Annotated in this window: 20 protein-coding genes and 1 tRNA gene; 12 read left to right on the forward strand and 9 right to left on the reverse strand. The window is 47.4% G+C overall.

Annotated elements, in window-relative coordinates; translation table 11 throughout:
• Nucleotide 1: 1 nt before the first annotated feature.
• The 4 genes from gltB to folP all read right to left on the reverse strand — a co-directional run bounded on the left by gltB (nucleotide 2) and on the right by folP (nucleotide 7,470).
• Nucleotides 2-4,579 (reverse strand): glutamate synthase large subunit, encoded by a 4,578-nt coding sequence (gene gltB, locus ACYVGR_RS29200; protein ID WP_460963508.1) that lies wholly within the window; start codon nucleotides 4,577-4,579, stop codon nucleotides 2-4.
• A gap of 385 nt (nucleotides 4,580-4,964) precedes the next feature.
• Nucleotides 4,965-6,251: a metal-dependent hydrolase family protein gene (locus ACYVGR_RS29205; RefSeq protein ID WP_460963509.1), complete on the reverse strand. Its 1,287-nt coding sequence runs from the start codon at nucleotides 6,249-6,251 to the stop codon at nucleotides 4,965-4,967.
• 208 nt (nucleotides 6,252-6,459) lie between these two features.
• Nucleotides 6,460-6,532 (reverse strand) — tRNA-Lys (locus ACYVGR_RS29210).
• An 80-nt stretch (nucleotides 6,533-6,612) separates the two neighbouring features.
• Nucleotides 6,613-7,470: a dihydropteroate synthase gene (gene folP, locus ACYVGR_RS29215; RefSeq protein ID WP_460963511.1), complete on the reverse strand. Its 858-nt coding sequence runs from the start codon at nucleotides 7,468-7,470 to the stop codon at nucleotides 6,613-6,615.
• Nucleotides 7,471-7,543: 73 nt separating this feature from the next.
• Here folP and ACYVGR_RS29220 point away from each other — a divergent pair, with 73 nt between their 5' ends.
• The 3 genes from ACYVGR_RS29220 to ACYVGR_RS29230 all read left to right on the forward strand — a co-directional run bounded on the left by ACYVGR_RS29220 (nucleotide 7,544) and on the right by ACYVGR_RS29230 (nucleotide 9,893).
• The gene (locus ACYVGR_RS29220) at nucleotides 7,544-8,083 is read left to right on the forward strand and encodes a DUF1599 domain-containing protein (RefSeq protein ID WP_460963513.1); all 540 of its coding nucleotides are present in this window, start codon (nucleotides 7,544-7,546) and stop codon (nucleotides 8,081-8,083) included.
• A gap of 75 nt (nucleotides 8,084-8,158) precedes the next feature.
• Entirely contained in the window at nucleotides 8,159-9,301 is a 1,143-nt protein-coding gene (locus tag ACYVGR_RS29225; protein ID WP_460963515.1) for a BT_3928 family protein, read from the forward strand.
• A gap of 85 nt (nucleotides 9,302-9,386) precedes the next feature.
• Nucleotides 9,387-9,893 (forward strand): shikimate kinase, encoded by a 507-nt coding sequence (locus ACYVGR_RS29230; RefSeq protein WP_460963517.1) that lies wholly within the window; start codon nucleotides 9,387-9,389, stop codon nucleotides 9,891-9,893.
• A 13-nt stretch (nucleotides 9,894-9,906) separates the two neighbouring features.
• On the opposite strand, the gene ACYVGR_RS29235 is transcribed toward ACYVGR_RS29230, so the two are convergent.
• Nucleotides 9,907-10,284 carry a VOC family protein gene (locus ACYVGR_RS29235; protein WP_460963519.1) on the reverse strand — a complete coding sequence of 126 codons (378 nt, stop codon included), beginning with the start codon at nucleotides 10,282-10,284 and terminating at the stop codon, nucleotides 9,907-9,909.
• A gap of 87 nt (nucleotides 10,285-10,371) precedes the next feature.
• Here ACYVGR_RS29235 and ACYVGR_RS29240 point away from each other — a divergent pair, with 87 nt between their 5' ends.
• From ACYVGR_RS29240 to ACYVGR_RS29265, 6 genes are all read left to right on the forward strand, one after another.
• Complete coding sequence (locus ACYVGR_RS29240; RefSeq protein ID WP_460963521.1) at nucleotides 10,372-11,238, forward strand: alpha/beta fold hydrolase; 867 nt, start codon at nucleotides 10,372-10,374, stop codon at nucleotides 11,236-11,238.
• A gap of 501 nt (nucleotides 11,239-11,739) precedes the next feature.
• On the forward strand, nucleotides 11,740-12,171 hold the full coding sequence (locus ACYVGR_RS29245) for a hypothetical protein (RefSeq protein WP_460963523.1): 432 nt from the start codon (nucleotides 11,740-11,742) through the stop codon (nucleotides 12,169-12,171).
• A gap of 230 nt (nucleotides 12,172-12,401) precedes the next feature.
• Nucleotides 12,402-12,773 (forward strand): LytTR family DNA-binding domain-containing protein, encoded by a 372-nt coding sequence (locus ACYVGR_RS29250; protein ID WP_460963525.1) that lies wholly within the window; start codon nucleotides 12,402-12,404, stop codon nucleotides 12,771-12,773.
• Between the two features lie 17 nt (nucleotides 12,774-12,790).
• On the forward strand, nucleotides 12,791-13,132 hold the full coding sequence (locus ACYVGR_RS29255; RefSeq protein ID WP_460963527.1) for a hypothetical protein: 342 nt from the start codon (nucleotides 12,791-12,793) through the stop codon (nucleotides 13,130-13,132).
• Nucleotides 13,133-13,331: 199 nt separating this feature from the next.
• Nucleotides 13,332-13,652 carry a hypothetical protein gene (locus ACYVGR_RS29260; RefSeq protein ID WP_460963529.1) on the forward strand — a complete coding sequence of 107 codons (321 nt, stop codon included), beginning with the start codon at nucleotides 13,332-13,334 and terminating at the stop codon, nucleotides 13,650-13,652.
• 118 nt (nucleotides 13,653-13,770) lie between these two features.
• Nucleotides 13,771-14,262, forward strand: coding sequence for a hypothetical protein (locus ACYVGR_RS29265; protein WP_460963531.1), 492 nt, complete (start codon nucleotides 13,771-13,773; stop codon nucleotides 14,260-14,262).
• Here the strand turns inward: ACYVGR_RS29265 and ACYVGR_RS29270 are convergent.
• The 4 genes from ACYVGR_RS29270 to ACYVGR_RS29285 form a co-directional block, all read right to left on the reverse strand.
• A complete protein-coding gene (locus ACYVGR_RS29270; protein WP_460963533.1) occupies nucleotides 14,259-14,903 on the reverse strand; it encodes a DedA family protein in 645 nt (214 codons plus the stop codon). The two genes, ACYVGR_RS29265 and ACYVGR_RS29270, sit on opposite strands and share 4 nt — an antisense overlap.
• Before the next feature lie 131 nt (nucleotides 14,904-15,034).
• A complete protein-coding gene (locus tag ACYVGR_RS29275) occupies nucleotides 15,035-15,271 on the reverse strand; it encodes a hypothetical protein (RefSeq protein ID WP_460963535.1) in 237 nt (78 codons plus the stop codon).
• Nucleotides 15,272-15,281: 10 nt separating this feature from the next.
• Nucleotides 15,282-15,848, reverse strand: coding sequence for a metallophosphoesterase family protein (locus ACYVGR_RS29280; RefSeq protein WP_460963537.1), 567 nt, complete (start codon nucleotides 15,846-15,848; stop codon nucleotides 15,282-15,284).
• Between the two features lie 169 nt (nucleotides 15,849-16,017).
• Entirely contained in the window at nucleotides 16,018-16,596 is a 579-nt protein-coding gene (locus ACYVGR_RS29285) for a DUF4142 domain-containing protein (RefSeq protein WP_460963539.1), read from the reverse strand.
• A 128-nt stretch (nucleotides 16,597-16,724) separates the two neighbouring features.
• Here ACYVGR_RS29285 and parS point away from each other — a divergent pair, with 128 nt between their 5' ends.
• The 3 genes from parS to gyrA all read left to right on the forward strand — a co-directional run bounded on the left by parS (nucleotide 16,725) and on the right by gyrA (nucleotide 20,347).
• Nucleotides 16,725-17,108: a type II RES/Xre toxin-antitoxin system antitoxin gene (gene parS, locus ACYVGR_RS29290; RefSeq protein WP_182462951.1), complete on the forward strand. Its 384-nt coding sequence runs from the start codon at nucleotides 16,725-16,727 to the stop codon at nucleotides 17,106-17,108.
• Nucleotides 17,109-17,117: 9 nt separating this feature from the next.
• Entirely contained in the window at nucleotides 17,118-17,567 is a 450-nt protein-coding gene (locus ACYVGR_RS29295; RefSeq protein ID WP_460963541.1) for an RES family NAD+ phosphorylase, read from the forward strand.
• Between the two features lie 266 nt (nucleotides 17,568-17,833).
• A complete protein-coding gene (gyrA, locus tag ACYVGR_RS29300; protein ID WP_460963543.1) occupies nucleotides 17,834-20,347 on the forward strand; it encodes a DNA gyrase subunit A in 2,514 nt (837 codons plus the stop codon).
• Nucleotides 20,348-20,394 lie beyond the last annotated feature (47 nt).

A 20,394-nucleotide genomic window follows, 5' to 3' on the forward strand; every position in this document is an offset into this window, starting at 1 on the left:
TTTACCCCTGCGTCACGTCTACGGTTATGTCCTGATAAACAATGTTTTTGTCGCGAATCTGGTCAGCGAGCGAGATACCCCGACCAGCTAGCGCCTGTCGGAAGTCACTTGGCATTACCTTCACGAACTTACTCATCTGATTGTCCCAATCCTGAATCAGGGCCAGGGCAACGTTACTGGTTGTGTATTGGAAATGCTTATCGATGTACTCGCGGATGATGCCCTGATCTTCGCCGTTTAGAGCCTCCAGCGCTACCATTTCTGGGTTTACTTTTGAGGCAAATGTGCCGTCCTGATCATAGACGTAAGCCACACCGCCCGACATACCAGCCGCGAAGTTTTTGCCTGTTTTGCCCAGAATGACTACCAAACCACCCGTCATGTATTCCAGACCGTGATCGCCCACGCCTTCAACAACGACTTTAGCACCTGAGTTACGAACACAGAATCGCTCACCGGCCATCCCGCGAATGAACGCTTCGCCCGATGTGGCTCCGTAGAACGATACGTTACCAACGATGCTGTTTTCGTCAGGCTTAAACTGAGCGGTGCGATCTGGGTACACAATCAATTGTGCCCCACAGAGACCTTTGCCGAAGTAGTCATTCGCATCGCCTTCAAGTTCGAGTTTAATACCACTCGTGCTGAATGCGCCGAAGCTCTGACCCGCTGTGCCGCGGAGTTTGATATGAATCGAGCTATCTGGCAAACCGGGGCCGCCATACACTTTCGAGATCTCGTTCGACAGCATCGTGCCGATACTCCGGTCGATATTCTGTACGGTGAATTCTCCATAAACGGACTCTACGGTACCGTCTATAGCAGGCTGGGCCAGCTCAATTAACTTACGGTCGAGTACTTCATCCAGGTGGTGGTTTTGTTCTTCCTGTTTGTACAGGGCCACGTCCAGATTCGTTGGCTCTTTATAGATCAGCGCGTCGAGATTGACTTTCTTATATTTCCAGTGCGCCAGGTTATTCCGTAGTTCAAGCATTTGCGACTGTCCAACCATCTCGTTGATAGTACGGAAGCCTAGTTCAGCCATGATCTCACGCAACTCCATGGCCAGGAAGGTGAACATGTTCACAACATGTTCGGGTTTGCCGGTAAACAGCGCACGGAGTTCCTTATTTTGCGTGGCCACACCCACTGGGCAGGTGTTCAGGTGACACTTCCGCATCATGATACAACCCGTAGCTACCAGCGCAGCCGTAGCCACCCCAAATTCTTCGGCACCGAGCAAAGCCGCAATCGCTAAATCACGCCCCGTACGCATCTGCCCATCGGCCTGTACCGTTACGCGACCCCGCAGTTTGTTTTTAACCAGCGTCTGGTGCGCTTCGGCTAACCCTAATTCCCAGGGAAGACCCGCGTGGCGAATCGATGAGAGGGGAGATGCACCCGTTCCGCCATCGTGTCCCGAAATCAGGATGTGGTCGGCATGGGCTTTGGCAACCCCAGTGGCAATGGTACCAACACCTGCTTCCGACACGAGTTTAACGCTGATTCGGGCGGCCCGGTTAGCGTTTTTAAGGTCAGAAATCAACTGCGCTAAATCCTCAATCGAATAGATATCATGGTGAGGTGGGGGCGAAATCAGACCAACACCCGGTGTGGAGTGACGTGTCCGGCCAATCCAGTCATCGACTTTGAAGCCAGGAAGCTGACCACCTTCGCCAGGTTTCGCTCCCTGGGCCATTTTGATCTGTAACTCCTGCGCATTGGTCAGGTAGTAGCTCGTTACGCCGAAACGACCCGAAGCCACCTGCTTAATTCCTGAATTCATGCTGTCGCCATTTTCGAGCGGAGTATAGCGGAGTTCATCTTCACCGCCTTCGCCCGAGTTGCTTTTACCGCCAATGCGGTTCATGGCAATCGCCAGCGTGGTGTGGGCTTCCCAGGAGATCGACCCAAACGACATGGCACCCGTCGCAAAGCGTTTGAAGATGCTTTCAATAGGTTCAACTTCGTCGATTGGGACGGGTGTACCTTTCTTGAACTTCAGCAGACCACGAAGGGTAATTGCCTTCTGGGTCTGATCGTCAATAAGCTGCGAGTATTTCTTAAAGATCGAGTAATCGTTCTTCTTGGTAGACTGTTGCAGTAAGTGAATCGTATCGGGATTGAAAATGTGTTTTTCACCCCGCTGTTTCCACTGATAGATACCACCAACTTCCAGGCGAGGAGTCGAAACCGACATGTCGGGGAAACAAACCGAATGACGAACGAGAATTTCCTTCGCGATTTCGTCGAGGCCCATGCCGCCAATGCGCGACACCGTACCGGTGAAATAGCGGCTAACCACATCCTGGTTTAAGCCAAGACATTCAAAGATCATGGCACCCTGATACGATTGCAGCGTTGAGATACCCATCTTCGAGAAGATCTTGAGCAACTCGCCATTGACCGCCTTCACATAATTCTTAAAGAGTTTGTCGAGGTCATAATCTACAGCCAGCAAGCCCTTTGCTTTCATGTGGGCAATCGTTTCGAACGCCATGTAGGGGTTCACGCCCGACGCGCCATAACCAATAAGCGTAGCTACGTGGTGGGTTTCCCAAACATCACCTGCTTCGACCACAATCCCGACTTTCCCCCGTAATCCCTGACGAATCAGGTAGTGGTGAATGGCGGCCGTTGATAATAACGATGGAATAGGCGCATGGCTTGAGTCAATAGCCCGGTCAGACAGAACCAGAATGGAATAGCCATCCTGAATGGCATCTTCGGCGTAGCGGCAAATCCGTTCGAGTGCCCGTTCGAGCGAGCGACCTTCCCCATCTGCGGTAAACAGACAGTTAATGGTTTTTGCCTGGAAATTTGGCTTGTCGATAAACCGAAGCTTGTCAAACTCCTTGGTTGTCAGAACCGGCTGGTCCAATTCAACCTGACGGCAGTGGACCGGCGATTCACTCAACAGGTTATACGTTGCGCCAACAAACGAAATTAGCGACATAATAGACCGCTCCCGAATGGAGTCAATCGGTGGGTTGGTTACCTGCGCAAATAGCTGTTTGAAATAGTGGCTCAGGTGCTGGCTCTGTTCCGAAAGGATGGCCAGGGGAATATCGATACCCATCGAGCCAAGCGCTTCTTTCCCTGTCTCCACCATCGGCGCCAGAATCATCCGCAGATCTTCCGATGTAAACCCGAACGCCTGTTGCATCCGTAGCAACTTGGCTGGTTCGTAAGGGCTATACGTCCGAACAGGCGCTTCTAAATCCTGAATTCTGATTTTATTGTCGTCGAGCCATTGCTGATACGGTTGACGGGCACAAATCTCGGCCTTAATTTCTTCGTCCGATACAATGCGGCCCTGTTCCATATCAACCAGGAACATCTTGCCCGGTTGCAAACGACCTTTCGAAACTACCGTAGCCGGATCGATGTCCAGAACCCCTACTTCCGACGCCATGATGACAATATCGTCATTAGTCACCCAGAACCGGGATGGACGTAGCCCATTACGATCTAGGGTAGCGCCTACGATACGGCCATCCGTAAATGAAATGGATGCCGGGCCATCCCAGGGCTCGATCAGAGCTGCGTGGAATTCGTAAAACGCTTTCCGAACCGGGTCCATGTGCTGGTTACCGTCCCAGGCTTCCGGAACGAGCATCATCATTACATGCGGCAGCGACCGGCCGCTCATCACCAATAATTCGATCGCATTATCGAGGTTGGCTGAGTCCGACTGTTTAGGGTCGCAGATGGGCAATAACATGTCCATCTCATCCTTCGTAAACTTGGATGATTCGAGCAGACCTTCAGCCGCTTTGATCCAGTTTACGTTACCACGTACCGTATTGATTTCCCCGTTGTGGGCAATGTAACGGAAAGGCTGAGCCAGTTTCCACGATGGGAACGTGTTCGTTGAGAAACGAGAGTGAACTACGCCCAGGGCCGAAACGACTTCCTCGTTCTGTAGATCAGGAAAATAAGGCTCTAATTGTAAGGTCGTTAACTGACCTTTATAGGTAATAGTCCGGCAAGAGAGCGACGAAAAGTAGAAGTGATCAACGCCAGCAATCGTCTCGTTAATAATACGAGTACTGTAGTTGCGCAGAATATAGAGTTTCCGCTCAAAATCTTCGGCAGTCGTCACATCGACCGGGCGTTTAATAAACACCTGTTCCATTTGCGGTTCGGCTGAACGCGAACCGTTGCCCAAATCACTGTTATTGACCGGCACAACCCGATAACACAGGAGTTCAAGACCGAGCCGCTTCATTTTCCGATTCAGAATAGCCCGGCACTCTTCGCGAAGCCACACGTCTTTCGGGAAATACACCATCCCTACACCGTATTCGAATGCGGGCGGGAGGTGAACACCCAGCTTACGGGTTTCGTCCACGAAAAACTCGTGCGGAATCTGGATGAGTAATCCAGCGCCATCGCCGGAGTTGGGTTCAGACCCAACGGCTCCCCGGTGTTCCATACGCCGAAGCATCTGGAGCGCATCCGATACAATCTGGTGAGACTTGCGACCTTTAATATGGGCCACAAAGCCAATACCGCAATTGTCGTGTTCAAACTCGGGGCGGTAAAGTCCCGCCAATTGGTCAACCTGATCAGACATGGTCGTAACAGTGTTGGATAAGGCCGTTGTTTCCCGCTCATCTGATTATCAGAATTGCAAAAAACTAGGGCGATTATTAAGAAAATCTAAATTAACTAGTAGCCCGGCGATTCTTAAATCCGGAGATGGTAGTCGGGCTGAAGGGCGTTTGTGACAAAGTCATGCAATATACTACCAAAAAAAATTGGCAAAAACAGCCTTTTCCAGAATTTTATAGTAAATGGTATTAATTGTGAATTTGATCATAAATGTTCTTGAAAAATGCCAATTTAATAGTACTCGGTGGGCCTGAAAGCGTACAATATAGCGCCTTCTGTAACTCAGATTGCCCAAAACCCTGATTCCTGATTAGGTAATTTCTGCAACGAGGGGCTAGCTGAGCGGACTACTTTTCGTGTTTTACAACTTTCCCGCCAATCATCACAAATTTAACCCGCTGTAGTTCAGTGATATCGGTTAAGGGGTCTGCTTTTACGGCGATAAGATCGGCCAGTTTACCTACTTCAAGCGTACCCAACTCGTTCTCTTTTCCCAGCATTTCGGCATTTACTTTGGTCCCTGCCTGTATAGCCTGCATAGGTGTCATGCCCAATTTAACCAGTTCGGCAAATTCACGGGCGGGAAACGTAGGTGGAAAACCTACATTATCGGTGCCCAGCGCAATTTTGACCCCTTTCTTAATGGCTAGCGAGAGCATACGATTCTTAACGTTCTCTGACTGGTCGTGTTTCCCTAATTGAACGGCCTTTGCGAGTGCTTTACTGTTAAAGTATTTTTCCTGAAAGAATAAACCTACGGCTAAGGTTGGTACAAGGTACGTTCCATGTTGTAGCATAAGATCGATGCCTTCTTCGTCCAGATATGAACCATGCTCGATAGAACGAACACCAGCTTTGACGGCCATTTTGATACCGTCGGTAGCATGAGCATGGGCCATGACCGGTCTGTGTCGCCGGGCGGCTTCATCCATAACGGCCTTTAATTCTTCAGAACTGAAATGGACATCCTGCGGATTATCGCCGACGGTCATAAAAGCGCCTGTCACTAATATTTTTATCCAGTCGCTGCCGTGTTTGATTTCCTCCCGAACGGCTTTGCGCATTTCCTCCGGGCCGTTTGCAACAAGGCCATCGGCAATCATTGGCTGTTCGTACGACAGAAAATTAATATCGCCACCACCACCGGTTACCGATATATAATGACCTGCCCCGTAAATGTGCGGACCAATGAATAACCCTTTATTAATTGCGTTCCGAATATCGAATTGCGCATAGGCCACATCGGCATCGCCAGCAATGCGGAGAGTTGTCCAGCCAGCCGACAGTAAGTCCTGCATAATCTTGAGGCCTTCCAGTGCTTTCTGAGCGGATGACCGGCGGAGATGGTCAACCTGATAATCGTCTTTATCGATAAAGGGATGGACGTGAGCATCAATCAGGCCGGGGAGTACCGTATAATTACCGAGATCAGTAATGGGAATACCCTTAGGGATACTATCCTTACTACCTATTGCAACAATCCGGTCGGCATCGATAATGATGGCAGCGTTTTGCGTGACTTTTCCCGTACCATCAATTAATTGTTTACAAACAACGGCGGTTTTTTGCGCGAGCGTTCTCGTGCTTACTAGCCCCACCATCATAAACCCTACCCAATAATTTTTTAATCGCATTTGCCGATCGCATAAAGGTTCGATGTTTAAGGTTGTTGAGTAAATAATTTTTTTGACAGGATTCCATTCCTGTCAAATCTTGTTAATCCTGTCAAAAAATAAGCTTTTAGAAAAGGAGCACTTCCTCAAAAATAGCCAAAAACAGACAGATAACCTAGCTCGAGAGGCATAAAAAAAGCCGCTCAATTGAGCGGCTTTGCAGTTTTTGTGATTCGGCTGGGATTCGAACCCAGGACCCATACATTAAAAGTGTATTGCTCTACCAGCTGAGCTACCAAATCATTTCCCTTGCGTTAAACGGTGTCGTTCGTCGTTTGGGAATGCAAAAGTAGAGGTTTCTTTTTATAAACGCAATAGCACCCTAAAAAAAAGTTAATTGCTGGGTAAGCTTTATGGCTTCAACGGCTTCACGAACATCATGAACCCGCAAAATCGAGGCCCCTTTTAGGAGGGCGGCCGTGTTTAAAACCGTAGTGCCATTCAGGGCTTCATCGGCTCTGATGTTCAGGGTTTTCCAGATGGTTGTTTTGCGGGAAAGACCCACTAGAATAGGCTCGTCGAATAGCTGAAAGGAGTCCAGTTTACTGAGTAATTCAAAATTTTGTTTGGGGGTCTTCGCGAAGCCAAATCCAGGGTCTAAAATAATATCGTTAGCACCCAAGGCTCGCAACTCGGCCAGGCGGATGGCTAATTCATCAATAACCTCCGTAACGACATTAGTATAGGTTGCCAGCGACTGCATGGTTTGTGGGGTGCCGCGCATATGCATTAGTATATACGGAACGCCGAGCGTGGCTACCGTTTCGAACATGGCCGGGTCGAGTGTGCCACCTGCCACATCGTTGACTACAGACGCTCCTGATTGTACGGCCTGTCGGGCTACCGATGCGCGAAAGGTATCTATGGAGATCAGGGCATCCGGGAAGTTTGCCCGAATCGATTCGATGACCGGCACTACTCGGTCGGCTTCTTCGGTTGGGCCAACGGGGGCAGCGCCGGGTCGGGTTGAGTAACCGCCAATATCTAAAAAGGTAGCTCCATGATCGAGCATCTGTTGCGCTAGCTCAACGGCCATCAACGTAGCCGTTTTGTCGGGTATGATCCGGCTATCGGCAAAGAACGAATCAGGGGTTGCATTTAGAATGCCCATAACCACGGGTTGACTCAAATCAACCAGCCGCCCCCGGCAGTTCAGCGTTTTTTTCGTAACTTTCGGCATAAAAAGAGTCAATAGTCATTAGTCGATAATTGCCAGTAGCTTACTATCGACTAATGACTATTGGCTATCGACTATGAACAATACAGAATCCGAATATCGGCAGGTTATCCAACGCTGCAAAGACCTTTTCCTGAAAAAGAATAAAGATTATGGCACCGCCTGGCGTATTCTGCGGCTGTCGAGCATCACCGACCAGATTTTTATTAAAGCGCAACGAATTCGTACGTTGCAGGAAACGGGGGTGAGTCGCGTAGGGGAGGGCATTGAGCCTGAATTTGTGGGGATCATTAATTACTGCGTTATGGCCTTGATTCAGATTCAGTTAGCTGGGGACAAACGCACCGATATTCCAACCGATGAACTTGAACAGCTTTACGACAAAGAAATTGGCGAGGTTATTGAGTTGCTTTTTGCCAAGAACCACGATTATGGCGAAGCCTGGCGTGAGATGCGGGTTAGCTCCATGACGGATATTATTCTAATGAAGCTATTACGTACGAAGCAAATTGAAGATAATCGGGGTGCTACGCTGGTATCCGAAGGCGTAGAAGCTAATTATATGGATATGATTAATTACGCCGTTTTCTGCTTGATAAAACTAACAATTAAGTAGACAGGATTGCCAGGATGAACAGGATAATCATCAAGAATGAAATCCTGTTCATCCTGGCAATCCTGTCAAAAAAATATGAATCCAACTACATCGCAGCCTAAAGTCAAAACCGGCACGCCACCCATGCTGATTGCCGCCCGTATTGCTCGTATTCTGGTCGGGATTGTCTTTATTTTTTCAGGATTGATCAAACTCAATGACCCCGTTGGGACGCAGATTAAGTTCGAAGAGTATTTTGAGGTGTTCGCGCAGGATGTCCCGTTTTTGCACGATTTCTTCATGGCGTTAGTGCCGTTCACGCTAATTATGTCGGTCTTGTTCTGCGCGGCAGAAATTATTCTTGGCGTAGCTTTACTGGCGTCTTATAAGCCGAAAGTAACGGTCTGGCTGCTGTTCTTCCTGATCGCCTTTTTTACCTTCCTGACGTTCTATTCGGCTTATTTTGATCGGGTAACCGACTGCGGCTGTTTTGGGGATGCCATTAAGCTCAAACCCTGGACATCCTTTTCGAAAGACATTGTCCTAATGGTGTTGATCCTGTTTATTATCGGTCACCGAAACCGGCTTCGATCGCGTAATACGGGTTGGCTGGTGGGTATTACCGTTGCCCTAACGCTGGCGCTTGGGGTATATGCCGTTCAGTTTTTGCCCCCAATCGATATGCTGCCTTATGCCGTTGGCAAAAGTATTCCGGCACAAATGAAACCATCTGAACCCCTGCGTTACAAATATGTGATGGAGAAAGATGGAAAGACGGAGGAGTTTGAAACGTACCCAACCGACCAAAGCTATAAGTTCAAAGAAATGGTGTTGGTCAATGAAAAAGCCAAACCCAAAATTACAGACTACCGTGTCTGGAACGATGAGGGCGATTTTACACAGCAGACGTTTGAAGGGAACAAGCTGTTTATCATCGTAAAAAATACAAAAGGCATTGACGCCGGAAGCCTGCCTGCCATTCGGGCCTTGATCGAGGGTTTACGGGGTACCAACATCGCTCCCTATATTCTGACCTCTACCAGCGACGAGGAGATTAAAGCGTTCCGTAAAGAGTATCAATTAGAAAACGTTCCCTATTATAAAGCCGATGCCACCGTTCTGAAAACCATCATGCGATCAAACCCAGGTACCTGGCTAATGAGCAATGGTGTCGTGCGCGGCAAATGGCATTATAATTCAACACCGGATGCGGCTGAGGTGAAAGAAAGAGTAAAATGAGTGAAAGAGTGAATGAGTGAATGAGCGAAGAACTGCTGTGTCCAGTATTCGCTCATTCACTCATTCACTCTTTCACTCTTTAAGTATGAAAAATATCTTCCTTATTGGTATGCCCTCGTCGGGCAAGAGTACGTTGGGTAAACGAATTGCCGATATATTACATTATCGGTTTATCGATACCGACAAGATTATTGTTCGGGAGGAAGGTCGTTCCATCCCGGAAATTTTTGCCCAATCGGGCGAAGCGTATTTTCGGGAGGTCGAGCGTCGGGTGTTGCGCACTATACGACCGGGTGATAGTCTGGTTGTATCAACCGGGGGTGGTATGCCCTGCTTCCACGAAAATATGGACTATATTAAATCGACAGGCGTATCTATTTTTCTGGATGTACCCGTTGAGGTGCTCGTTCGTCGAATTCTGGCGCATGGGCATGAGGATCGACCGCTAAACAACCCGAATGATCCAGAGTTGCTCGCTGTTTTGCAAAAACGATACGAAACCCGCTTACCTATTTATACGCAGGCAACGATTACGGTTTCGGGCGAAACAACCGAAGATGAAATCCTGCGACGAGTGGGCGCGTGGCTGTAGGAAGTCTAAAGAACTAACTGATATCTTCCCAAAGCTCAAGGCTATTTCCTTCCGGGTCAAGGATATGCACAAACTTCCCGTAGTCATAAACGGCTATTTCATCCAGTATCGTTACGCCATTACGTTTTAGTTCTTCTACCAGTTCTTCAATATTCTCGACCCGGTAATTGATCATGAAGTCCTTTTTGGAGGGGTCAAAGTATTGGGTGTTTTTGTCAAAAGCTCCCCAAACGGTTGACCCTTTTTTGCTGGGGTCGTCTGCATCGAGCCAGTTGAAGGTGGTTCCATAAGCATCCATGGGTAATCCTAGATTTTGAGCGTACCAGTCTTTCATTTTCTGCGGATCATCGCACTTGAAGAAGATGCCGCCTATGCCAGTTACTTTTTTCATGTATCTAATGTAAATAATGGAATAAGATAAACTACGGTTTTTGTGGATATTTACTGCACCTCATTACCAAATTACCAAAACATACTCATGAGCATCACCAAAACGGTATTTATATTTCTTGTGACCTATCTGATAGGCCATTCGCTCGTTGCTCAGTCAACCGTAGCTGTTTCTTCAGGTGGCCCTGCTGGGTTCGGTAACAATGCCAGAGCCGGGAAATACGCTACTATCCGGGGTTTCAGAATGTATTACGAAGTATATGGTACTGGTAAACCATTGCTCCTGATTCACGGGAACGGGGGCTCTATCAATAATTTCAGTAATCAGATTCCTTATTTCGCCAAAAACTACAAAGTGATTGCTGTCGATAGTCGGGCACAGGGAAAATCGGTAGATACCCGCGATTCGCTTACGTACGAAATGATGGCTGACGATTTCAATGCGCTCCTGAATCAGCTGCATCTCGATTCGTGCTACGTGATTGGCTGGAGCGATGGCGGCATCAATGGCTTGTTGTTGGCTATGCGGCATCCCGAAAAAGTAAAGAAACTGGCCATTACCGGCGCCAACCTGTGGCCCGATACAACGGCCATTGAACCGGGCCTTTTTCAATGGATTATCTCACGTAATGATAGCCTGGGTAGGGTAACCCAAACCGTATCGGTAAAGGCGGAGAAAAAACTGCTTAATCTGATGGCGTTTAATCCTCATATTTCGACCACTGCGTTGAAAAAAGTAAACTGCCCAACGCTGGTCATTGGGGGGGATCATGACGTGATTCTGCCGAAACACACGCTGGCAATTGCCGAAGCCATCCCGAACGCTTATCTGTGGATTTTACCCAATTCCGGCCATTCGACCCTCGTTCGCTACAAAGATTTATTCAATCAAATCGTTGGGGAGTTTTTCAAAACGCCTTTTCGGAAAATCGACGGAATGGGTAAATTGGATTGAACTTGAGAACGGTTCGTTTTTAGTAAGTAGGCATTCTGCGTTCGGTGAGTGAACTGGTATGAAAATCAGTTTGTCTTCTTAATGACGTATAGGAATAGGCGTCAATTTAGACTTATTAAAATGAAACTATATTGATTATTCTCTTTCTCAACTCTGTAGAATTTATTCCTCATAAGTAGCTAATAACGTTACTAGCCTGTTGCCCTTTCAACCTATACTGAAGTAGTAGAAATGGCGTATACAGCGGAAATACGACGTATTTAAGTCTAGGACTCGCTCATGTCGTTATCCTGAATAATCCATTGGCAAGCATTTTGCCAATACATGACCATCCCGCTCGCCTTCTCGATTGACAAGACTGTTATTTTCTTAAACGTGATCTTCGCGTGTATGACAGAGATTTCTGTACTGCTGTATGAAAAACGAAGGGTATCCTTCCAGCTGTAACCACGAATCGTTGATCAAAAGTCTGTTTGTTAGTCAATCTGTTTTACCTAGTCTATGTTTAGTACGTCCATGTTGAGCCTGTCAATAACTTCTACTAACAGTCCGATTTTTCGGGATGCTTCCTTGCAGATGAGAGGTGGTTTGTTTAGCTGGAGTCGTCAGGTAATGGTTCAATTCACGGTACTTTTGGTAGGCTTATTTTATATGTGTGCTGTACTGGAGGTTGATCTGGGTAACACCGAGGATAGCTTTGGCGATGTTTATGATACCTATGTTTTCAGCACTCCCGTACAAGCGCCCAAGCTGTCTTCGGGGGTCTATCGGAAAATTCTGCCAGCCCAGGCAGTTGGTACTCCCGACAAACGTCCGATAGTGTTTTCTGTAGACTGGTCGTTTGTGTTCGCTTTAGTACCGCTGGCCTTTTACGTAGACAAGCCTATTAAACGTAGGTGTCTGCAAGTGGTGCATGCCATCTGGCGGCTCTGAGCCCTTCTATTCTCTTCTTGTAACCTATTGATCAATTGCACGTCTCAGTCTGTTAAAGGCAGCGGCATGGCGTTGATTCCGTGGGCATCCATTATGGATCGAGTCCCGAATCAGCCAGATCAATTGACTTCCTTATGTTTCTCAAGCTTGTCGTCAACGAAATGAATCGTTGGAGCAAGTGGCTGTTACCATGTATTTCTTACTTGCTTCTATTGTTAATCACTTTCGTTATGGCTCCTGCTGATAACCCAATCGACGTATCTATTAAAGTTCCCGGCTGTGAAAGCCCAATTCTGTTGAGCACAATTGTTCGTTTACAAGGGTTTGGCAATTACACCTGGCTGCATCGGAATGCTCATAAACCGTTGCTGGTTACTAAAAGTCTGATTTGGTTTGAGCAATTGTTACCTGACTTTGTGCGTGTCCATAAGTCGGATTTGATCAACCCTAGTTTTGTGCAGACACTGACTAGTCTCGATACCAAGACGCTCGAATTAAGCCTGCCTAATCAGCTGATTATTAAAGTGTCGCGTCGGCGCGTTGATCCCGTGTTGAGCAAACTTAGACTGTACCGACATTCCTACACTATTAACGCGAATTAACCCGCGTGGATTCAACTATGAAAAGCTCAAAAATAGTACAAAGCGTCTTCCTGGTCAGCATCCTGTTGTTTGTAAGCTACTGCTGGTTGCTGATTAGTTGGTATGAGGATATGCAGATAGGCCGTTATGAACGAGAACCCATAACGACAATAATCGAGATCGGGATCGTACTTGGTTATGGCTACCTGGCTTATCGATTCATCCGGGCTAGAATGACTGTTATCCAATCCCCTACAAACATTAAGAAGCAGGAGGCTAGTCAGATTCGCTCATTGCGACATTCGTATAGTCTCCTTCGTAAGATGACATCGCCTGTCACTACGAGTCAGGCGGACACTCGGGCGCAACGCTCGAAGTAGGACTTTTTTGACTGATTTCGGAAGCTTTTCCGCTTCTGGGCAACCGTTTTCCAATCCATCATTCATTACCAGCCTGGCGTCAGGAGGACTCCGGTGCCAGGTCTACCTCAATGGTTACCCCCCTGATGAACAATGCATTCAAGGGGCAATAGACAGTGCAAATCGTTAATTATCCTTTCACTAAATTAAAACAATCGTTATGAACAAGATCATTTTAGGGGTTTCGCTATTGAGTATGCTGACCGTAGCCCAAGCCAGTTTTGGACAGGCAGCCCAGGTAGCTAAGGCCGAGAAAAAAGAAGAAAAGGCTGAAAAGAAAGTGGCCAAAGCCAAGGAGTTACGCTCGAATGCCGCTACGGGCAAAGGCCTTGAAATAGCAGGTATTTCGGACCCAAAAACACGCAATGCAAAAGCGGATCGAAAAATGGAACACGCTCGCAAGAAAGCGTTGAAGAGTGATGCCAAGGAGTTGAAGGCTGTTGCCAAGGAAAAGACTAAACAGGCAGCTGGTGTCAACTAACGGGCAGCTGATTCAATATAGGTTATAACTATAGAGGCACAGAGAACAAAAAAGCTCTGTGTCTCTGTGGTTAACTAGTATCTGCTTACTGGCTATAAACCAAAAAACTCTCCTGACTATGAAACCAATAGTTTACGTTCTTTCCAGTCGCCTTTTAGCTATATTGCTCTGTTTATTGGCCGTGCAAACCAAGGCTCAGTATGCTCCTTTTGTGGGAGCCAATACGATTTTACTGTCTACTTTTTTAGCCGATAAGCAAGCCTATGATGCTATAACGATTGTACTTACAGAGCAGTCGCTTTCCTTTACTGACGTTGACAATCGACTACTGATTCGATCGCAAAGCAACTCTACCTTTGCGGCCAAAGGCTTAGTCTTTGAAGGGCAGATAAAGAGTGTTGGCGGTATAATTGAGTTAACCGGCCATGTGATAGAAGGCGTAACGGGAGCACAGCTGGCACTTTCTACCCGAAGCACTCCCATTCTTTTCGCCAAAAATCGCAACTCTGCGCAACGATTCGCTTTTGCCTATATGGATGGATTGGCTAAACAATTACAATCGGCCTTGAGGGCTAGCTTAACTTACAAATATCAGGCACCGACGATTTAAGGTTTACTGGCTAACTCATCGTTAGGATATACTCTCATGAGCGGCTGAGATGGCTGCTCGACCACAGCCGTATCAATCGGCTGTTTTTTTAAGCGAGATCCTTTAATGAACTGGTAAACAAGCCATACTGATAAGGTTACCATCCCAGAAAGAGCCATTATTTCGGTAGGTTGAAGGCTATCATAGAGTTGTTTAAGTCCCTGGGCCAGATTATTGCCTAAAAAAGCAACAGCCATAGCCCAGATTAAAGCTCCCAGTGCATTGTAAACCATAAACCGGGCCGAGGAATAACCAGCCAGCCCTACAGCGGCTGGTATAGCTCCCCGTAGGCCATAGAAAGCCCGAAAGCCGATCACTAACCCCGTGCCGTAGCGATTCATCAATCGCTCAACTCGCTGGTACCGAATCTGCCAACGAGGCCGCGTGCTGATAAACGTACTGCCGTAGCGATAGCCCAGCAAAAAACAGAGCTGCGTGATACAAAACGAAGAAAGTGCGGCCAGGCCAACAACAGCTGGCAAGGAGAAATACCCCTGATGGGCCAAATAAACTCCGACTAATAAAAATGCTTCACTTTCTAGCAACACGCCAAGAAATAGTATGGGATAACCATACGTGAGCATGAGTTCCTGGAAATCCATAGTTCATCAGATAGCGTTGAGTCTTAGTAAAACTCACTAAAGATAAAATGGTTATCGCCAGGCTGTTGTATTCGAAAAATCGACTGAATGGCTAAACTGGAGTAAAGCTGAGAACGATGTGTTTTAGTGAGTTAAGCTGTTAGGCGGCATGCCAGCTTTTCGCCCAGAAACTCAGCGTAAAAATCGGGAATGTCACTGCGCTGAATTGCCTGAATCGTCTGCTCAATTGGGTAGTCTACCCGAATGAGGTCGTATTGAATTGACTCGGTAGTATAGGGGGCTTGCTGGTCAGAAACAGTCAGAAGGAGATAGGTTGCCGAGGGGTTTGCTTCTTTGGTACGGCCAACAGATCCACAATTAATGGCCATCTTGAATCCACTAGTTTCGTTCTCTCTTGAATCCACTAGTTTCGTTCTCTGCTATTTTCCGGATATAGGATTGATGCGTGTGTCCCATAAGTAGAACGTCAGCCTTGCGCTCATTCATCATGGCTACTACATCTGCCTGATCGTGGGATTCGTAAATGTATTCGTCAATGGAGCGTGTGCTGGCATGGACCAGTAAAATATTGATAGAATTACCCTGAAAAGAAAAGGTGATCATCAATTCCCGGGGCAGGCTGGCTAAAAAGCGTTTATTCTCGGGATGGATGACCTGACGGGTATTGGTAATAGCCGCTACCCGAGCCTGCGTTTCGGTGGTATTATGTTTTTTAAGCGGAATAATCGGGAGATCAAACGCAATTCGTTCGTCGTGGTTACCTAATAGGCTTGGAATGCGGTTTTTTCGGAGTAAATCAATTACCTTATTAGGCCAGGGGGCAAAGTCAACCAAATCGCCTAGACAAAAAATCTGATCCACCCCCTGGGTATCAATATCGTCCAGAACAGCCTTGAGGGCTGGAAGATTTCCGTGGACATCACTGAGAATGGCAATTTTTAGCATCGTTGAGTGGGTATGCGGTGGGTATTTGTAAAGCTAACTAAGGGCAAAGATAAATCGAGGATGTTCAGCGATAAGCGTGGGTCTATAAAAAAACAACGGCCTCTGTACAGCACGGATAGACCGTATTCCTGTACAAAGGCCGTTTGATAAACAACAGGCGTGAACTGACTTACTTCATTTTCTTGTCAATCGCGTTAATGGCATCCATATGCTTTTGAAGCGTTGGCAGCGTCTTTGTGGCAAAATCCTTAACGGCTGGATTCGTTTTTTCATCTTCAGCCGCTTTCTTAAATTCCTCAATGTCGTCCTTGTGATCATCGACCATCATGCTAACGTACTTCTTATCGAAATCAGCCCCTGACAATTTTGCCATTTCATTGACATGTTTTTGCTCATCCTCGCCGAGTGTTGAGGGCAAGGTAATATTTTGGGTGGCGGCTATCGTCTTTAATTCTTCATTCGCTTTAGAATGATCTTTTACCATCATAGCACCAAAGTCTTTTACATCCTTACTGGCTGCTTTTTCTTCGGCCAGGCGGCCTAGTTCAACTTCCAGCATACCTCCATTGGCTGCTTTCACCGCAAATTCATTGGTGTCATCAGGCTGCCCGGTTCCTGCTTCCTCTTTGGCTTCATTGGATTTCTCGGCGTTTTCGACGCTATCCGTACTCTCTGTCTTTTTGCTGCTGCAGGCCTGGAAGCTTAGCGTGCTAACGGCCAATAGTAAAATTAAACTTACCTTTTTCATAACGTAATTAATTATTATGGTTCTGTGTGCTTTAACCTGTCTGTGGCTAGTTAGGTTTTGAAAAATGATATTCTGGAATTTATAGACAAAATTCTGTGTTTGTCAGACAAAATTCCTATGTTTGTCTTATGGTACTATCTGATCGCACAGCACTCGTCTTTTCGGCCCTCAAAGGAGTTCCGGCTACTCGATTCTTTGAGATAGCGGATTTAACCGGCTACAAACGTGAACAGCTCGCGGAGGTGTTTGATACCTCGCTCAAAACGTTTCAGCGGTACGAGCGGGAGCATAAGAAACTAAATCCACAGGATAGTGAGAAAGTCCTCAAGATCATGGCGCTGTTTCAGACCGGTGAATCGGTTTTCGGCTCCGGGGATTCCTTTCGGCGGTGGATGGATAAGCCGGCTTATGGGTTAGGTAATCAAATTCCATTCGAGTTGCTTCATACATCAGGGGGGATTGACCTGGTGATGGATGAGGTGATTCGTATTGAATACGGTGATTTAGCCTAAAAGAACCGAATGTTCGTTTATCGAATTACAAAAGCTACCTATGCCGATCGATTAGTGGCGTCGGGTGGGGCCGCCCGCTGGAATAGTCGTGGGCAGTTTGTCATTTATACGGCTGCAACCCGGGCATTGGCTTGTCTCGAAAATGTTGTTCACCGAAGTGGGGAGGGGCTTTTGGATAACTTTCGGGTTATGGTGATCGAGATTCCGGATACACTCTCCGTTGTGACGATTGCCCCCGAAAACTTACCCGATAATTGGTTTGATTTTCAGCAGTATGACGCCTGTCAACGGATTGGGAATGACTGGCTTCGAATGGGTCAGTCGGCTGTTTTGCGTGTGCCCTCGGCCATTATTCCTAACGAGTGGAATTTTCTGATTAGCCCTTCTCATCCCGACTTCTCCCGTATTCAATTAGTAAGGACTGAAGCGTTTGCGTTCGATCCAAGGATCAAGGGATAGTAGCGGATTTCGGGCCAATCAACCGGATCGGGGCCAGTATATTTCAGTTGGAATACAATTGTATTTCAGATGGGTGATGCTCGTTCCCAGATAGCGAGTAAATCGGATTTATAAACGCTGAATTTAAGGGTTATTTCGCTTGTTTGCGCGCTATTTTACGGGTTTATTTCTGTTTTCTCCTGAAAATTTTGTATATTTGTCTATAACGTGATCTGCGCAGATTGTGCAGATCAGAATAGTAATTTTCTTCGAAACTCCTTTAACAAATGGCGGACGAAAATCCCGACCTCGAAGCCCCCAGTAACATCATTCCTATCAACATTGAGGACGAAATGCGTGGCGCGTACATTGACTATTCAATGTCGGTTATCATTTCGCGTGCTCTGCCCGACGTTCGCGACGGTCTGAAGCCGGTACACCGTCGGGTGTTGTTCGGGATGGCTGAACTGGGCGTTAGTTACAATAAACCCCATAAAAAATCGGCTCGTATCGTAGGGGAAGTATTGGGTAAGTATCACCCTCATGGCGATTCGTCGGTATACGACACCATGGTGCGTATGGCCCAGGACTGGTCCTTGCGGTATCCATTAGTCGATGGCCAGGGGAATTTTGGTTCTATTGATGGTGACTCACCCGCTGCGATGCGGTATACCGAAGCGCGACTGAAGCGGATTGCGGAAGAGGTTCTGAACGACATCTATAAAGAAACGGTTGACTTTCAACCTAACTTCGATGACTCGCTGGAAGAGCCAACGGTTATGCCGGGTAAACTTCCCAACCTGTTGCTCAATGGATCGTCGGGTATTGCGGTAGGGATGGCCACGAATATGGCGCCCCACAACCTGACCGAAGTGGTAGATGGTATTATCGCTTATCTGGATAATAACGATATTACGGTAGAAGAACTGATGCAGTTCGTGAAAGCCCCCGATTTTCCAACGGGTGCTACGATCTATGGGATGGAGGGGGTGAAGTCTGCCTTCAAAACCGGTCGTGGTCGTGTGGTGATGCGGGCGCATGCCACGATTGAGGAGAATAAAGGCAAAAGCCAGATCATTGTTACGGATATACCGTACATGGTGAACAAAGCGGTTATGCTGGAGAAAACAGCGGAACTCATCAACGAGAAAAAGATTGAGGGGATTACTGCTTTCCGGGATGAATCGGACCGGGATGGTCTTCGGGTGGTATACGATCTGCGGAAAGATGCGATTCCGAACGTTGTCCTGAATAATCTGTATAAACATACGGCCCTTCAATCCTCATTCAGTATTAACAATGTTGCGCTGGTAAAAGGGCGTCCGATGTTGTTGAATCTGAAGGATATGATGAAATACTACGTCGAGCACCGATTCGATGTAGTAACACGCCGGACCCAGTACGAACTTCGTGAAGCCGAGAAACGGGCGCATATTTTAGAAGGTCTGTTAATTGCGCTGGACAATATCGATGCGGTAATCAGCCTGATTCGGTCATCACGCGATACAGAAGTAGCCCGAGTAGGTCTGATGCAGCAGTTTTCGTTGAGCGATCTTCAGGCGAAAGCTATTCTGGAAATGCGGTTGCAACGGCTGACGGGTCTGGAGCGGGATAAGCTTCAGGCTGAGTACGACGAGCTGATGCGGGAGATTACAGATCTGCGCGAAATTCTGGCGAGCGAAGAACGCAAGCGTCAGGTGATCAAAGATGAGTTGATCGATATTCGGGCTCGCTACGGCGACGAACGCCGGACTGAGATCAATCCGCTTGGCGATGGTAATATTAGCGACCTGTCGTTGATTGCCGATGAAGATATGGTCATTACCATTTCTCACGAAGGGTATATCAAACGGACGCCAACCACGGAATACCGCTCGCAGGGTCGGGGTGGGGTGGGCGCTAAAGCAGCCGCTACCAAAGAGGAAGATTTTACGGAGCATCTGTTCACCGCTACGATGCACAATACCTTACTGGCATTTACGCAGAAGGGACGGTTATATTGGTTGCCGGTCTATGAACTGCCCGAAGGATCACGAACATCGAAAGGTCGACCCCTGGCTAACTTTATCAATATCGAATCCGATGATAAAGTACGGGCAGTCATTAACGTGACCGATCTGAAGAATGAGGATTACATCAACAATAATTACATTGTGATGTGTACTCGTCAGGGCACGATTAAGAAAACGATGCTGGAAGCATACTCTCGTCCCCGCCAGAACGGGATCATTGCTATTACGATCGATGAGGAGGATCAACTGATTGGTGTATGTATGACCAATGGAGATAATGAAATCGTAATTGCATCGAGTGCTGGTAAAGCCGTTCGTTTCCACGAAAGCCGGGTTCGGCCGATGGGACGTACAGCCGCTGGGGTTCGTGGTATCTCGCTGGATGAAGACGATTCGACTGATCACGTCGTGGGTATGGTTTGCCTATCGTCTCCCGAAACCCAATTGCTGGTCATCTCACGGAATGGATATGGTAAACGGTCGGATATCGATGAGTACCGAATCACGAACCGGGGCGCTAAGGGAGTCGGTACCTTAAAAGTTACCGAAAAAGTAGGTCGTCTTGTTGGTGTGCTGGATGTAACGGATACCGATGACCTGATGATTATCAATAAATCAGGCATTGCTATTCGGACCCCAGTTAGCGAAATCAGCGTGATTGGCCGGAATACCCAGGGCGTTCGCCTGATTAGTCTGCGCGATGGCGATGAGATTTCATCGGTGACTAAAATCAAACAGGAAGAAGGGGAGGAGGTAAGTCCCTCTGAGCCAGAAGCTGTTGCCGAATAAATAGACCAACTTGTCGTCGTTTTGAGCCGTCAGTATTGATTGATAAT

It is taken from the genome of Spirosoma litoris, from assembly GCF_054776755.1.